The organism is Corynebacterium sp. DNF00584 (genome assembly GCF_001552965.1).
Classification (GTDB): domain Bacteria; phylum Actinomycetota; class Actinomycetes; order Mycobacteriales; family Mycobacteriaceae; genus Corynebacterium; species Corynebacterium phoceense.
In genome coordinates, this window is record NZ_KQ959771.1 from 26,293 (window position 1) to 41,411 (window position 15,119).

Annotated in this window: 15 protein-coding genes; 11 read left to right on the top strand and 4 right to left on the bottom strand. The window is 63.4% G+C overall.

The features are described 5' to 3' along the window. The first annotated feature begins 9 nt into the window (after window positions 1-9). A complete protein-coding gene (locus tag HMPREF0307_RS12205) occupies window positions 10-642 on the top strand; it encodes a histidine phosphatase family protein (protein ID WP_066493505.1) in 633 nt (210 codons plus the stop codon). Here HMPREF0307_RS12205 and HMPREF0307_RS12210 read toward each other — a convergent pair. From HMPREF0307_RS12210 to HMPREF0307_RS12220, 3 genes are read right to left on the bottom strand one after another with little or no spacing between them, the layout of a single operon-like run. Next, a complete protein-coding gene (locus HMPREF0307_RS12210; RefSeq protein ID WP_066493507.1) occupies window positions 639-986 on the bottom strand; it encodes a metallopeptidase family protein in 348 nt (115 codons plus the stop codon). The genes HMPREF0307_RS12205 and HMPREF0307_RS12210 overlap by 4 nt on opposite strands. Beyond that, the gene (locus tag HMPREF0307_RS12215) at window positions 987-2,003 is read right to left on the bottom strand and encodes a septum formation family protein (protein ID WP_066493508.1); all 1,017 of its coding nucleotides are present in this window, start codon (window positions 2,001-2,003) and stop codon (window positions 987-989) included. 27 nt (window positions 2,004-2,030) lie between these two features. Beyond that, on the bottom strand, window positions 2,031-2,771 hold the full coding sequence (locus tag HMPREF0307_RS12220; protein ID WP_066493509.1) for a GntR family transcriptional regulator: 741 nt from the start codon (window positions 2,769-2,771) through the stop codon (window positions 2,031-2,033). Window positions 2,772-2,872: 101 nt separating this feature from the next. Between HMPREF0307_RS12220 and serS the strand changes: the two genes are divergently transcribed. Genes serS through glpK form a run of 4 tightly spaced genes read left to right on the top strand, consistent with a single transcriptional unit; the run spans window position 2,873 to window position 7,342 of the window. Next, window positions 2,873-4,132, top strand: coding sequence for a serine--tRNA ligase (serS, locus tag HMPREF0307_RS12225; RefSeq protein ID WP_066493511.1), 1,260 nt, complete (start codon window positions 2,873-2,875; stop codon window positions 4,130-4,132). Between the two features lie 6 nt (window positions 4,133-4,138). Then, complete coding sequence (locus HMPREF0307_RS12230) at window positions 4,139-5,062, top strand: lysophospholipid acyltransferase family protein (RefSeq protein ID WP_066493513.1); 924 nt, start codon at window positions 4,139-4,141, stop codon at window positions 5,060-5,062. 4 nt (window positions 5,063-5,066) lie between these two features. Further along, window positions 5,067-5,888, top strand: a complete 822-nt coding sequence (locus tag HMPREF0307_RS12235; RefSeq protein ID WP_066493515.1) for a Cof-type HAD-IIB family hydrolase — start codon at window positions 5,067-5,069, stop codon at window positions 5,886-5,888. Beyond that, the gene (gene glpK / locus HMPREF0307_RS12240; RefSeq protein ID WP_066493517.1) at window positions 5,888-7,342 is read left to right on the top strand and encodes a glycerol kinase GlpK; all 1,455 of its coding nucleotides are present in this window, start codon (window positions 5,888-5,890) and stop codon (window positions 7,340-7,342) included. The genes HMPREF0307_RS12235 and glpK overlap by 1 nt, the downstream gene beginning before the upstream one ends. Window positions 7,343-7,390: 48 nt before the next feature. On the opposite strand, the gene HMPREF0307_RS12245 is transcribed toward glpK, so the two are convergent. Then, the gene (locus tag HMPREF0307_RS12245; protein WP_066493519.1) at window positions 7,391-9,304 is read right to left on the bottom strand and encodes an N-acetylmuramoyl-L-alanine amidase; all 1,914 of its coding nucleotides are present in this window, start codon (window positions 9,302-9,304) and stop codon (window positions 7,391-7,393) included. A gap of 144 nt (window positions 9,305-9,448) precedes the next feature. Here HMPREF0307_RS12245 and glf point away from each other — a divergent pair, with 144 nt between their 5' ends. From glf to HMPREF0307_RS12275, 6 genes are all read left to right on the top strand, one after another. Continuing rightward, entirely contained in the window at window positions 9,449-10,645 is a 1,197-nt protein-coding gene (gene glf, locus HMPREF0307_RS12250) for a UDP-galactopyranose mutase (protein ID WP_066493521.1), read from the top strand. 338 nt (window positions 10,646-10,983) lie between these two features. After that, window positions 10,984-11,133, top strand: a complete 150-nt coding sequence (locus HMPREF0307_RS13065) for a helix-turn-helix domain-containing protein (protein WP_156435941.1) — start codon at window positions 10,984-10,986, stop codon at window positions 11,131-11,133. A gap of 120 nt (window positions 11,134-11,253) precedes the next feature. Further along, window positions 11,254-12,978, top strand: coding sequence for a carbon starvation CstA family protein (locus HMPREF0307_RS12260; RefSeq protein WP_066493525.1), 1,725 nt, complete (start codon window positions 11,254-11,256; stop codon window positions 12,976-12,978). A gap of 6 nt (window positions 12,979-12,984) precedes the next feature. Beyond that, window positions 12,985-13,227, top strand: a complete 243-nt coding sequence (locus HMPREF0307_RS12265; RefSeq protein ID WP_066493527.1) for a cory-CC-star protein — start codon at window positions 12,985-12,987, stop codon at window positions 13,225-13,227. Beyond that, complete coding sequence (locus HMPREF0307_RS12270) at window positions 13,221-14,120, top strand: ArsA family ATPase (RefSeq protein ID WP_141628694.1); 900 nt, start codon at window positions 13,221-13,223, stop codon at window positions 14,118-14,120. Before HMPREF0307_RS12265 ends, HMPREF0307_RS12270 begins: the two co-directional genes overlap by 7 nt. A gap of 116 nt (window positions 14,121-14,236) precedes the next feature. Continuing rightward, window positions 14,237-14,842 carry a three-helix bundle dimerization domain-containing protein gene (locus tag HMPREF0307_RS12275; protein ID WP_066493531.1) on the top strand — a complete coding sequence of 202 codons (606 nt, stop codon included), beginning with the start codon at window positions 14,237-14,239 and terminating at the stop codon, window positions 14,840-14,842. Window positions 14,843-15,119 lie beyond the last annotated feature (277 nt).

The window sequence follows — 15,119 nt, forward strand, 5'->3', positions numbered from 1 at the left end:
TTCCGGGGTATGCGTATCTACCTCGTGCGTCACGGGCAGACATTCTCTAACGTCGAGCACCTCATGGACACCCGCCCGCCGGGTGCGGAACTCACCCCGCGCGGCCGCGACCAAGCCACCGCGGTGGGGTTGGAGCTGGCGGATCTCATTGAGGGGGTTCCGCGTTTCCTTTCATCCATCGCGATTCGCACGCAGCAAACGGCGATGGCGGCGGCGCGCGCCTTCGAGGAAGCGCGCGGCTGGGATCCGTATACGTTGCCCGTCGAGCCGACGCCGGGGCTCCATGAAATCCTCGCCGGTATCCACGAGATGTCCGGAACCGATGCGACGCGTGATGCCTATACCTTCGCCCTGCGCGGCTGGCTCACCGGGGATATGAATGCGTGCATGGAAGGCGGCGAAACGCTGCGTGACGTGCTGGGGCGCTACCAGCCCATCCTGGAGTCGGTCGTCGGATCCGATTCGGACGTTGTTGTCTTTTCGCACGGCGCCGTCATCCGTACCGTGACGACGCATGCCTGCGGCGTGGATCCAGACTTCGCCTTCACCGGTTACATGCCCAACTGCCGCTTCACGGTCATGGAGCCGACGGGGCGGTTTGGGGAATGGACGCTGGAGCGCTGGGCCGACCTCGAGCTTTAACCCCAGCCCAGCTCGTGCAGGTGCTCGTCGTCGATGCCGAAGTAGTGCCCCAGTTCGTGGAAGACGGTCACCATGACTTGGTGCTCAAGTTCCTCTTCTGAATTGCACCAGTCTTGGAGCGCGCGACGGTAAATGAATATCGCATCGGGCAGGTAGCCCGTGTGGTCAAACGTGCGCTCGGGCAGCGCGACGCCCTCGTAGAGACCCAGGATGTGGGGCGACTCCTCGTTGTAGTCTTCGACGAGAATCGCCAGGTTGCGCATGCGCGCCACGAAATTTTCGGGCACTTTGTCCAGCGCTGCCTCGACCATTTCATCGAAGCGCTCGTCCTCTACGTAATACATCTACGGGTTCCGCAGCGGGTTACGCGTGGGCGGCGCGGCCGGGGTGGCGCCGTCGATGGTGAGGGATTCGCGGCCATTCTTCGCCGAACCCGTGATGGCGGAGAAGGTCTTCGTTTGCCTGTTCACGTGCATGAGCGAGCAGTTGACCGAGCGCGATCCGCCGTTCCACGAGGACTCCGCGAGCGAGCCCCAGTAGGGCTGCAGCGTGGACTGGTAGAGCGCTTCCTCGCCGCCGAGGTAATCCTCGACCGCCTGGGTGCAGCGTTCCGAGAGGAACTTGTTCTGGTCGTCGATGGACGGCGTGCCCTGTGGGAATTGCTGGGACAGGTCCACGATGGACACCGTCTCCAATTGGTGCGGCTCGGCGCAGTCGACCGTGCGCAGCACCTGGTCGTCGCCGATGGCGCGGCACGCGCCAGGCTCCGCGATATTCGCTTGGTCAACCTCGACGACGCGTCCGCTAAAAGGCTGTGCGACGCCTTTTTCATCCGTGGTTTGCAGGCCGCAGAGCATGGTGCGGTCTCCCTGCGCCCAGGCTTCCGCCGGCGGCAGGATGGGCGCGATGGAGAACTTGCCCGCCGGATCGAAGCGGCCGTCCACGTACGCGAGCGTCGCGCCGTGGCAGAGCTCTTCGCGCAGCTGCGCCTGGCGCTCCTGGTTGGGCATCTGCGCGTTTTCGCCGAACTCACTTGTGGGGTAGACAGACAGATCCTCGCGCGCGGCGACCTCGAAACGGTGCTCTGTCGAACAGTCAGTCTGCGAGAAATTCGAGACTTTCCCCTGCGCGTCGATATCCCAGTTCAGGCACGAGCCCGCGTCCGCCGTGGTGAACGGGGCAAGCTCTGCGGCGACCTCTGCCGAGCTTGAGGCTGCGGCGGCACCGTGCGTCTTGGTCGTGGTCTCGCCTCCGAAGAGACCGTAGGAGCCGACGAAGACGGCGGAGGCCGCCGCCGCTATCAATACAGTGTTGACGGCGGTGGCGCTCCGGAGGGCGCGGAAAGTCTGTCGGCTACTCATATACCTGCGTAGTTTACACTCGCCCGGCTACTCTTCCATCGCACGTCCGACGCGGGCTGAGAGGTGATAGCGGTCTGTGCGGTAGACCGAGGAGCACCACTCGACCGGTTTATCGCCCGAGCGCGAGTACCGAATGATGTGGAGCAGCGGCGTGCCGGGCTCGACATCGAGTAGTTGTGCGACCTCCGGATCCGCGGCGACGGCTGTGACGATCTGGTCCGCCTCCGTAATCGGTACCTGAAAGTCCGTGTCGAGAATGTGATAGACGGACTTGTAGATGTCGTTCTCCAGCAGATTGGGCACGTACGTGGAGTTGTACCAACCGTCATCGATGGAATACGGCTCCCCGTCGCCCAGGCGCAGGCGCCGCAGGTGCGTGTGCGGGGTTCCCGCCGGAGTTCCGAAGAACTCCGTGACCTCGTCCGGCGCTGGCGAACGTCCGCCCAGCAGGATCTTCGAGGAAGCCTCCACGTCCTGGGCGCCCATCTCATCCGAGAAGGATGCGAGGTGTAGGCGGGAGACGAGCGGGTTGGGGGCGACGAAGGTGCCCTTACCGCGGACCCTCCGCAGCTGCCCGGCGGCGACGAGATCACCAATCGCGCGGCGGACCGTGATGCGGGAGACGCCGTAGGTTTCTTCCAAGAGCCTCTCCCCGGGCAACATATCTCCAGGTTTGAGCTGCGTGTGGCACAGCTCCGCCAAAATATCGCGTAGCTGCGCATGCTTCGGGATGGGGCCGTCCTCGATGATGCGTGCTGGGATGTTCATGTCATGTATTTTAGGCCGGTGGTCATAACCAGGCAAGGGGGTGGTCGCCCCCGTGGCGAGCGTAAGCCGTGGTGAAAGTCCCTATGCGCTAGGATTGTTGCGTGATTGATCTCAAGTTCCTCCGCGAAAACCCAGACGTTGTCCGTGCCTCCCAGGTCACCCGCGGCGAGGATCCGTCGCTGGTCGACGCCCTCATTGCTGCGGACGAGCGCCGCCGCGCCGCCATCGTCGCGGCCGACGAGCTGCGTTCCGAGCAGAAGGCCTTTGGCAAGAAGATCGGTAAGGCCTCCCCGGAGGAGCGCCCAGCCCTTCTCGAGGGCTCGAACGAGCTCAAGGCCAAGGTCAAGGAAGCCGAGGCCGAGCAGGTCGCGGCCGAGGAGCAGGTCACCGAGCTGCAGTACAAGCTCTCCAACGTCGTCGAGGGCGCACCCGCCGGCGGCGAGGACGACTTCATCGTCATCGAGGAGGTCGGCGAGATTCCCACCTTCGACTTCGAGCCGAAGGATCATGTGGAGCTGGGCGAGTCCCTGGGGCTCCTCGACATCAAGCGGGGCGCCAAGGTGGGCGGCGCGCGCTTCTACTACCTCACCGGTGACGGCGCCTTCCTGCAGCTGGGCATGCTTATGCTCGCCGCGCAGAAGGCACGCGAGGCTGGCTTCCAGCTCATGATCCCGCCGGTGCTCGTGCGTCCGGAGATCATGGCCGGCACCGGCTTCCTCGGCCAGCACTCGGACGAGATTTACTACCTCCCAGCGGATGACCTGTACCTCGTCGGCACCTCCGAGGTCGCGCTCGCGGGCTACCACAAGGACGAGATCATCGATCTCAAGGACGGCCCGCTCAAGTACACTGGCTGGTCTTCCTGCTTCCGCCGCGAGGCCGGCGCCAGCGGCAAGGACACCCGCGGCATCCTCCGCGTCCACCAGTTCGACAAGCTCGAGATGTTTGTCTACTGCAAGCCGGAAGAGGCCGAGGACATGCACCAGCAGTTGCTGAACATGGAAAAGTCCATGCTCGAAGCCATGGAGCTGCCGTACCGCACCATCGACATCGCCGGTGGCGATCTTGGATCGTCCGCTGCCCGCAAGTTCGACAACGAAGCGTGGGTCCCGACCCAGGGGACGTACCGCGAGCTCACCTCCACCTCGAACTGCACGACCTTCCAGGCCCGCCGCCTGCACACCCGCTACCGCGACGAGAACGGCAAGACCCAGTTCGCCGCGACCCTTAACGGCACGCTTGCGACCACCCGCTGGCTTGTTGCCATCCTGGAGAACCACCAGCAGGCTGACGGCTCCGTCGTCGTGCCCGAGGCGCTGCGCCCGTTCGTGGGCAAGGACGTCCTCACGCCGGTGAAGTAGGGCACCATGGATATTCGCGAAGGTTTCGTCCACGTCCCAGTCTCGCTTGAGAAGCTCCCGCGCCACGCTGAGGCGGGCGAGCCGGTCTACCAGGGCATTATTGCTGTTCTCAACCGGATCATGCGGGCGCAGGGCATCCAGATTTCTGTCTACGGCGCGGAGAATGTCCCGCAGTTCGGCGGCGCGCTCTTCGCGATGAATCACACGGGTTACTACGACTTCATTTTTGGCCAAATCCCGCCGTATATCCGCGGGCGTCGCCTCACCCGCTTCATGGCGAAGAAGGAAATCTTCGATGTCCCCGTCGTGGGCTGGCTCATGCGCACGATGAAGCACGTACCGGTGGACCGCTCGGCGGGTGCCTCGTCTATCGATGCCGCCGTGCTCCACCTGCGCTCCGGTCGTCTCGTGACGATCTTCCCGGAGGCCACGATCTCCCGCAGCTTCGAGCTCAAGGACTTCAAGAACGGTGCGGCGCGCATCGCCGCGACCGCAGACGTGCCGCTCATTCCCATGGTGACGTGGGGTTCCCAGCGCATATGGACGAAGGGCGGCGAGAAGCACCTCGGCCGCACCAAGACGCCGGTCATCATCCAGGTGGGCGAGCCCATTACTAGGACCGGGGACCCGGACACCGACATCGCGACGCTCAAGGCCGCGATGCAGGCACTGCTCTCGGAGGTCCGTACCCGATACGACAAGGAGTACGGCCCGTTCGAGGACGGGCTCGACTGGCGCCCGGCCGCGATGGGCGGCACCGCGCCGACCCTCGATGAAGCCAACCGCATGGATCATGCCGAGCGCGAGGCCAAGGCCCGCGCCCGCGCGGAGAAGGCCCATCGCGCCGCCGCACAGAAGGAAATCAAGGAAGATAAGCGGCTCGCCCGCCGGGTGCGACGCGCCTGGCGCCGTCTGAAGAAGGAAACTTAGAAAAGTGATCCCACGGCTCATTGCCAGCGATATCGACGGAACGTTCCTCGATCCCAACCACCGCGTCACGCAGCGCACCCGCGACGTCGTGGCGCGCGCGGTCGAATCCGGAACCCACTTCGCGTTGGCGACGGGCCGTCCGTTCCGGTGGATCGCGCCGGTGCTCGAACAGATTCCTGTGCGTCCGCTCTGCGTGACGAGCAACGGGGCCGTCATTTACGACTCCGCGGCAGATCAGGTGGTCCTCGCTCATGAGCTGCAGCCGGAGACGCTTACCACCATCGTCGAGACCGCGCAGTCCGTCATGGCGCGCTACGGGGGCATCGCCGTGGGCGCCGAGCGCGCTGGCACGTCGACCCGTGACAACGTGGCGGAACTCTTCGTCGTGGATCCCGCCTACGGCGACGATGATCTATTTGGGGAGTTCAAGAAGGATACGACGGAGGGAGTTATTTCGGTCCCCTGCGTCAAGCTCATTCTGCGCAACCTGGAGTACAGCTCGCGGGAGCTCTATGAGCTCATTGCCCCGCACGTCGATCCTGATGAGGCACACGTGACCTTCTCCATGGACGAGGGCATCCTCGAGATTGCTGCGCCGGGCATCACCAAGGCCACGGGGCTTACCTGGCTCGCGGATCACTACGGCGTCGCACAAGACGAGACCATCGCGTTTGGCGATATGCCCAATGACATTGAGATGCTGCGCTGGGCTGGACGTGGCGTGGCCATGGGCAACGCCGCGGACGCTGTGAAGGAGGCGGCCGACGAAGTGACGACCCCGAACCATCAAGCCGGGGTGGCCACAGTGCTGGAGCGCTGGTTCTAATGCCGCTGATTGCCGCCATCGACCAGGGGACCACCTCGACGCGTTGCGTCTTCGTTAACGAGGAGGGGCACATCGTCGCCTCTGCACAGTACGAGCACGAGCAAATCCTTCCGCGCCGGGGTTGGGTTGAGCACGATCCGCGCGAGATCTGGGACAACACGCGCCGCGCCGTCTCCACGGCGATGGTGGAGCTCGACATCACCGCGGCGGATGTCGCCGCGCTCGGCATTACCAACCAGCGCGAGACGGCAGTGGTGTGGGACAAGGAGTCCGGCGAGCCTATCTATAACGCGATCGTTTGGCAGGACACCCGTACCGCGGGCCGCCACGAGCCCGCCGATAAATGGCACAAGAAGACCGGCCTGCTCGCGAATTCCTATCCGGCAGGGCCCAAAATTGCCTGGATCCTCGACCACGTGGAGGGGGCCCGGCAACGCGCCGAGAACGGCGAACTGCTCGCCGGCACCATCGACGCGTGGCTCCTGTGGAATCTCACGGATGGCGAGATCCACGCGACGGACGTGACCAATGCGTCGCGGACGCTGCTCATGGACTTGAATACCCTCGAGTGGGACGAGGACCTCTGCCGTGAGGTGGGGGTTCCGGTCCAGATGCTTCCCCACATCCTCCCCTCCGTCGGCGCCTTCGGCGTGGTGCGACACCGCGGGACGCTCTCCCGCGTGCCCATCATGGGTGTGCTCGGCGACCAACAGTCTGCGCTCTTCGGCCAAGCCGGATTTACCCCGGGACAGGTGAAGAACACCTACGGCACCGGGCTCTTCCTGTTGCACAATACCGGCGCCGAGCCGCACTTTTCGGACCACGGCCTGCTCACCACCGTCGCGTACCAGCTTTCCGATGCCGCCCCCACCTACGCCCTCGAGGGCTCCGTCGCCGTAGGCGGCGCGCTTATCCAGTGGTTGCGGGACCAGCTGGGGATGATTCCGACGGCGGCGGCATCGGAAAGCATTGCAGCGGAGGACAACGGCGGGGTGTACATCGTGCCGGCTTTCTCCGGGCTCTTTGCTCCGCGCTGGCGGCCGGACGCGCGCGGGGTGATTGTGGGCCTGACCAGATTCGCGGACCGCTCGCACATCGTGCGCGCCGCGCTCGAGGCCACGTGTTTCCAGACCCGCGAGGTCGTGGAGGCGATGGTCGCGGACTCGGGCGTTGCGCTCACAGAGCTGCGCGTGGACGGCGGCATGGTCGCCAACGACCTCCTCATGCAGCTGCAGGCTGACATTATGGGCGCGAAGGTTACGCGCCCGAGCGAGATTGAGACCACTGCGCTTGGCGCTGCGTTCGCCGCAGGGCTCGGCGCTGGCGTGTGGGAAAACCTCGAGCAACTCGAGGGACTCGTTGCCCCGGATAAGACGTGGGAGCCGCAGGCCAACCGGGACGACATCTTTGCCGACTGGCAGCGCGCGGTGGAGCGCAGTCTGGACTGGGCTTAAATATCGCATAAAAAATGCGCCCCGAGGGGCGCATTTTTCGTGTGCGTCTTACTTGGTGAAGACCTGAGCCTGGCCGCTGGTCGGGTCAAACGTAATGTAGCCACCCTGGAAGTCAACGCGGATGGTCGTGCCGTCTGCGGATTTGTATTCGTCTGAGGTGGGCAGGCCCAATGCCTCCGGGTTCTCGGCCCACTTCCGAGCGATATCGCCCACGAGCGCGTGGGTGCCGGTGTCCTTGCTGGACAGGACGACGCCGTTGGTGAACAGCTGGGAGACGAGCTGGGAGTCGACGTCCTTGAGGTCCGGGCCGCCCACGGGCAGGCCGAGGACCGGGCCGAAGGCGTTGAGGACCGCAGTCCACGTCTCGGCCAGACCCTCGTTGCCGGTCACGGCGATGACCTTCGACACGATATTCGGGACCTCGCCCACGGTGATGCCGCCGGCGAGCTCGGCCTTCTGATCGACCTTCATGCCGTCGACGTTCGAGGCTGCGACGATGCCGATGAGCGCCGCTGCGATGCCGATGATCGCCTCGATGGTGGACATGGGAACCTCGGTGCCGCCGATAGACGAGGTGGCATTCGAGTTCGAGGTCTGCGGAGTCGAGGAGTGATCCGAGCTCGTGTTGTTCTCCTGCGCCTGGGACTCGTCCCAGCCGTCATTGATGCCGTCGTTGATGTTGAGGTCATCCGCAGCGCCGCCGCCGTTCTTGATGGCGTTGTACTTCGTCGTCGCCTTCGCACGGATTTCGTCCCAGCGGGCAATGGTATTCGCACCCGGGCACTGCGTGTAGTGCAGATCCGAGTGGCCCATGAAGGCCGGGCCGGTGTAGGTCTGGCCCGCGGCGTAGCGCGAACCGTTGAAGCCACCGGAGGTCAGCGAGACAGTCGATGACGGGGAGAAGCCGGATTTCGCGGCCTTCCAACCAGCGATGGAGGCGACCGAGTCGAGCATCTCCTGGCTTGGCTGCGCGGTCTCGTAGTTGCCGATCATGGAAATGCCCCAGGTGTGGGAGTTGAAGCCGCCCACGTGCGCGCCCTGGATGGCGCGGTCGAGTCCGCCGTAGCGGCCCTCGTAGATGGTGCCGAACTTGTCCACGAGCACGTTGTATCCGATGTCGCACCAGTCCAGGGTCTGGGCGTGGTAGGCGTAGATGCCGCGCACCTGCGCGGCGGCGTCCGCCTGCGTGTAGTTATTGGAGCCCGCGGTGTGGTGCAGCGTGAGCGCCTTGACGTAGCCGTCATCGGTCGGCTGCTGGCAACGGATGCCTTCGTTGGCGCCCCAGCCCGCGCGGGAGACGACGGACGGCATGCCTGCGTCGCGGTAGTCTGCGACCGGCGCGATGCCGGACTGCGCCTTGCCGTCGATGAAGACGACGTCGAGGTCGCTGGGCATGGTGTCCGCGACCGGCGCGATATCGCCCACGTTGGTAAGCAACGGGTTGATGGTATTCGCTGCCTGGTCGAGGATGTTGTCGTTATTGTCCTGGTAGAGGTCGACGTTGCCCACGGAGACCTGGACGTCATTGGTCTGGCCCACATAGATGAGCTCCGTGCCGGTTTTGCCGTTGCTGCCCTCGGTGCCGATAGGCGAGGCGTCGTACCACTCGGACCACGAGCCATCCGGCTGCTTCGCGCGGACGAACGCGGCGATATCGCGCTCACCGGACCACGTGAGCGCAAACTGGGAGAAGGCCTCGTCGCGGTGGAATTCCTTCACCGCGCGCGGGCCGTCGCCCTCGCCCTGGGAAGCGATGGCCGGATCGTCAACAACGGTCGTGGCGCCATCGGCGAAGGACGCCGAGTTGACCGCCGGGTCAATCGGACCAGAGCCGATCTCCTGCGTCTTGAGGATGTCGTGGCCGCCAAAGGCTGCGGCGGCAAACACGGAGACGGACGTGATGACGGCGGCTACCGGCGTCCACACGGAACGCTGGCGTCTATTGATACGTCGTAACTGCACGGTGAGGACTCCTCGGATTGGTCGCAGCATGCTGCCGCGACGAGAGTATACGTTTGGGGCCAATGTTAAAGCTGATAAAAGTGTGAACTCTGTTGCGACACGCCGCTGCCTTTCTTTGAGCCTTTTCCCATTAAGCTGGGAGCCATGACTTCTTATGACCTCATCGTTGTTGGATCCGGCTTCTTCGGCCTCACCGTCGCCGAGCGGGCTGCCTCGCAGCTGGGCAAAAAGGTGCTCATCGTCGAGCGCCGCAACCACCTGGGCGGCAACGCCTACTCCGAGCCCGAACCCGAGACCGGCATTGAGGTCCACAAGTACGGCGCCCACCTCTTCCACACCTCGAATAAACGTGTGTGGGACTACGTCAATAAGTTCACGTCGTTCACGGACTACCAGCACCGCGTCTTTGCTATGCACGACGGCACGGCCTACCAGTTCCCCATGGGCCTGGGCCTTATCAACCAGTTCTTCGGCCGCTACTACTCCCCGGACGAGGCCCGCACGCTCATCGCCGAGCAGGCCGGCGAGTTCTCCCCGGAGGAAGCCACCAACCTCGAAGAGAAGGCCATCTCGCTCATCGGCCGTCCGCTCTACGAGGCCTTCATCCGTGATTACACCGCAAAGCAGTGGCAGACCGATCCGAAGGAGCTGCCGGCCGGCAATATCACGCGCCTGCCCGTGCGCTACACCTTCAACAACCGTTACTTCAATGACACCTACGAGGGTTTGCCCGTCGATGGCTATGCCGCGTGGCTGCACGCGATGGCTGACCACGAGAACATCGAGGTCCGCCTCGATACTGACTGGTTCGAAGTTCGCGACGACATCCGTGCCGCCAATCCGGACGCACCCGTCGTCTACACCGGCCCCCTCGACCGCTACTTCGACTACGCCGAGGGCGAGCTCGGTTGGCGCACGCTCGATTTTGACCTCGAGGTTCTGCCTACCGGCGACTTCCAGGGCACCCCGGTCATGAACTACAACGATGCGGACGTGGATTACACCCGCATCCACGAGTTCCGTCACTTCCACCCGGAGCGCGCGGATAAGTACCCGACCGATAAGACGGTCATCATGAAGGAGTACTCCCGCTTCGCCGAGTCCGGCGACGAGCCGTATTACCCGATTAACACCCCGGAGGACCGCGCCAAGCTCGGGGCCTACCGCAAGCGCGCGGCGGCCGAGGCTAAGGACAATCAAGTCCTCTTCGGCGGCCGCCTGGGCACGTACCAGTACCTCGACATGCACATGGCCATCGCCTCGGCGCTGTCCATGTTCGACAACAAGCTGGCACCGTTCTGGAATGAGGGCAAAGCCCTTGAGCAGGAGCGCGGTCACTAAGTCTCCTCCGCTGAGGTCGCGAAGCTTCGACCTTTAACACTGCACATAACACTCAACACAACACGCGCACGTGCTGAGTGTTGTGTGCAGTGTTGTGTTGTGGGGTGTGCCGTTTTCGCGCGCAGTTAGTCGTTCTGAACTGCGGGGATAAACACACGCACGGCGGGGCACTTCATCGTGCAACCGGCTGTATCGAAATCCTTGATCAACTTCTGCGGCATGTGCTGCCGCCGCCAGAACCGCGTGACTCTCTGACGGCGTGTGAACTTGTCTTCCCACAGCGCGACGCGACGAGGACGGAGAGAGCTGCTGCAAGCGGAGGGAAGTCTCGGGATGCTGTGATCGACTATGTGCAGGAACATGTGACGGCATCGAGTCGTGAGCTCGCGGCGGCGGGCATATCGGTGGGCGGTATTCGTCGTGTGCTCAACGAGATGGTGGAAGCCGGCGAACTTGTATGCACCGAGCCTTTGCGCAGCCCGAGATAACGGTAGCGGTTCGCGTGATGGGTGGAAAATACCCCCATCACTCACGCGCGATGGCGCCCCATCTCGTGATGTGCCATAATCCTCCCAATTAATGTGAACCGCAGCACACGGAGGATTGGTATGAACTCTCTCATCCTTATGGCCATCGGTCTTTCGATGATGGCCGTCGGCTACTTCTTGTACTCAAAATTTTTAGGCTCAAGAATCTATAGACTCTCCGATAGCTATAAGACGCCTGCCCACACCATGGAGGACGGCGTCGACTACGTGCCGACGAATAAGTACGTGCTGTGGGGTCACCACTTCACTTCGGTCGCGGGTGCGGCGCCCATCATCGGCCCGGCCGTCGCCGTCATTTGGGGTTGGCTACCGGCCTTCCTGTGGGTGACCATCGGCACCGTCTTCATGGCGGGTATGCATGACCTCGGCGCGCTGTGGGCTTCCCAGCGCCACCGCGGCCAGTCCATCGGTACGCTCTCCGGGCGCTACATCGGTGCGCGTGGCCGCAACCTCTTCCTGGTCGTCATCTTCCTCCTCCTGCTCATGGTGAACACCGCCTTCGGTGTGGTCATCTCCAATCTGCTGGTTTCGACGCCGACCTCCGTTATCCCGACGTGGGGCGCCATCATCGTCGCGCTCCTCGTGGGCCAGGCCATCTACCGTCTCAAGTGGTCGCTGCCGCTCGTTTCTGTTGTGGGCGTCGTTGCGCTCTACACGCTCATGATCATCGGTGATCGTTTCCCCATCGTGCTGCCGGAAACCGTTCTCGGCATCCCGGCGAACGGCGTGTGGATCATCGTTCTGTTCGTCTACGCGTTTATCGCCTCGCTGCTGCCGGTGTGGATGCTGCTTCAGCCGCGCGACTACATCAACGGCCTACAGCTGTTCATCGGCCTGGGCATCCTCTACGCTTCCTTCCTCTTCACCGCGCCCGACGTCGTCGCACCGGCGTTGCGCGACAACCTGCCGGCGGAAACACCCGGTATCTTCCCGCTGCTCTTCGTTACCATCGCCTGCGGCGCGATTTCCGGCTTCCACGGCATGGTTGCCTCTGGCACGTCGTCGAAGCAGCTCGATAAGGAGACCGACGCTCGCTTTGTTGGTTACTTCGGTGCCGTCGGCGAGGGCCTTCTTGCACTGGGCACCATTATCGCCACGACCTCCGGTTTCAAGACGCTCGCCGACTGGGAGCAGATCTACTCCGAGTGGAACGCCGGCGGTGTGTCCGCCTTCGTTGAGGGCGGCGGCAACCTCATCAACGAGGGCCTGGGTATTTCCACCTCGTTGTCCGCAACCATCCTTGCGACCATGGCCGTCCTCTTTGCGGCGACGACAATGGACTCCGGCGTGCGCCTCCAGCGCTTCGTCGTCCAGGAGATCGGCGAGATCATGGGCTTCAAGATTGGTGCCCTCGGCGCAACGTCCATCGCGGTGGGCATCGCTTTCGCCCTCACCTTCTCGCAAGGCGCGGACGGTTCCGGCGGCATGACGATCTGGCCGCTCTTCGGTACTACGAACCAGCTCATGGCGGGTCTTTCGCTCGCCGTCATCACGGTCATTCTCACGCATCTGCGCCGCCCCACGTGGCCGGTCGCCATCCCGCTCGTCTTCGTTACCGCGATGTCTCTGTGGGCTGCAGTCAAGCAGCTGGGCACGCTGTGGGCTGCCCAGAACTGGCTGCTCTTCGCTATGGACGTCGTCATCGTTGTTGCTGCGGTGTGGGTCATCGTCGAGGTTATCGGCGCCGTCTCTGCGGCACGCAAGGCCCCGCCCGTCGAGTGGAGTGACGAGGACACGGACGCGCCGCATCCGGTGCGTCAGACTGCCGATGCCCCGGTGGCCTAAGTCTGTATGAGCCTCACCAGTCTGCTCAAAGAGTTCTACGCCGCGCCGTACCGGCGCGAGTTCTCCCGGGCGCGCCGGGACGAGGACGACTTCTTTCGTCTCCTCGTTCTCTCCGAGGCGCTGGGCATCCCGAATCCGGCGAGCTTCTACACGATTGAGTTGCTCCCGGTTATCTACGAAGACCTGCACGAATGGCATACACGCATGGGCATGGATCGGTCGCCGATTGAGGGGATGAGCTGTTGCTAACGTTCTTTGGCGGCAAGGGCGGCGTGGGGAAAACCACGTTGTCGAATGCCTACGCGCTGGGCCGCTCGAAACAGGAACGCGTCCTCGTTGTTTCCACCGATCCTGCCCACAATCTGGGCCACCTGTGGCATCAGGAGATCGGTCCGGAACCTGTGACGGTGCGCGAGAACCTCGACCTCGTGGAGCTGGACCCGGAGAAGGCGACCCGCGCTCACCTCGCGCAGGCGGGGGAGACCATGCGCGCCCACATGCCGGAGCGCCTCCATAAGGAAGTCGATAAGCATCTGGAGCTTGCCGCAGCCTCCCCGGGCACGCATGAAGCTGCGCTCCTCGAGCAGATGGCCGTCCTTATCGAGGACCACGAGGGCTCCTACGATCACATCATCTTTGATACCGCTCCGTCCGGGCATACCGCGCGTCTCATGGCGTTGCCCGAGCTCATGAGCGCGTGGACGGATGGTCTCCTCAAGCGCCGCGATAAAGCGGATAAGTTCGCGGACGTCGTCGGCTCGCTCGGTGGCGAGACCAAGTCGCAGCGCCGTGACGCGGAGTTGCGTTCCATCCTTTATCGCCGCCGCACGCGCTTCGCGCATCTGCGTGACGCGCTGCGGTCCTCGACCTTCAATATCGTGCTCACGGCCGAGCGCCTGCCGGTCATGGAGACCATTGAGCTTTACGCGGAGCTCGCCGAGCATCGCATACCGGTGGGAGGGTTGTTCATTAACCGCCGATCTCCGGCGGCGCTGCCTGGCCGGCGCGCGGTGGAGGAAGAAGCGCTTGCGACGCTGTGCGCGGCGTTGCCTGACGTGCCCGTCACTGAGCTTCCGCTGCTTGATTATGAAGTTGGCTCGCCCGAGGCACTTGAAGAGATAGCGACCTACCTGCAGCGATAGCTCAAACTTTCATGACACGAATTGCTGGGTTGGTTCCCACTATTTGACCACTCCCATTACCCTTGCTAAAGTTAACAGTAGGTTAACGAGATAAGAAAGTGAGTGGGTGAATAATCATGCTCAACATCCAGAATGCCCTCGATACCCTGCGCAAGGACCTTCACGAGTCCTACGGCCATAGCTTCTCCGCGGAAGAGATTGACTCGAAGCTGGATGAGGTTATCGCTCGCCACCTCAAGCGCGCGACGCTCGACGAGTTTGTTCCGGTCATGGTCGAGCGCGAGATCTCCGAATACTTTGGCCAGCACCGCGTGCACGTTCGTTTCGCGTCTGGTGTGGATCCTTCACTGGCTGCCGCTGCTGTCGCGCTCACCAAGAAGCGCGCGGGCGATGCGCTGTATGTCGATGCTGCTGTCACGCACCCAGAGAACCTCTCGGATTCCCACATGGCGCACGTCCTCGGCGAGCGTGGCTTGGGCGAGGACCCGGCCCGCTACCTCGATGAGGTACGCACCGTCGCCATGCCGGATTACATCGTCTACCTTGGCCGCGACCTTGAGCGCGACGAGGCTGGCAAGGACATCAAGATCTGGGACATCGAGCCCGCCACCACCGTCGAGGAAACCCGCGAGCTCGCGGACGACCTCGAGGCCCGCGTGCTCTACATGCTGGGCAAGCTCGGCATCGAGCCGATTTCTGAGGACGCGCCCGTCAACGTCTAAATTGCGCCTTGTAGCTGCATTACAACCCGTGACCGCACAAACGCGGCCACGGGTTGTGCGTTCTTGGGGCAGAAAGTCTCCCTGCTTTCGGGGTCGAACCGAGGCCGTTCTGAATTACATCTCGTGGACTATTGTGCTCCGGTAATGTGGTCGGCGAGCGCGTAAGTGCTTCCCTTTTGACGGTGCTGTTGGTTCGGGTTTCCCGAGCGGTCTCCACCGCCATATATGGGGGTCGGGGGCCGATTGTCCAGGCAGTTTCTGTCGGAGGGATCGGGTT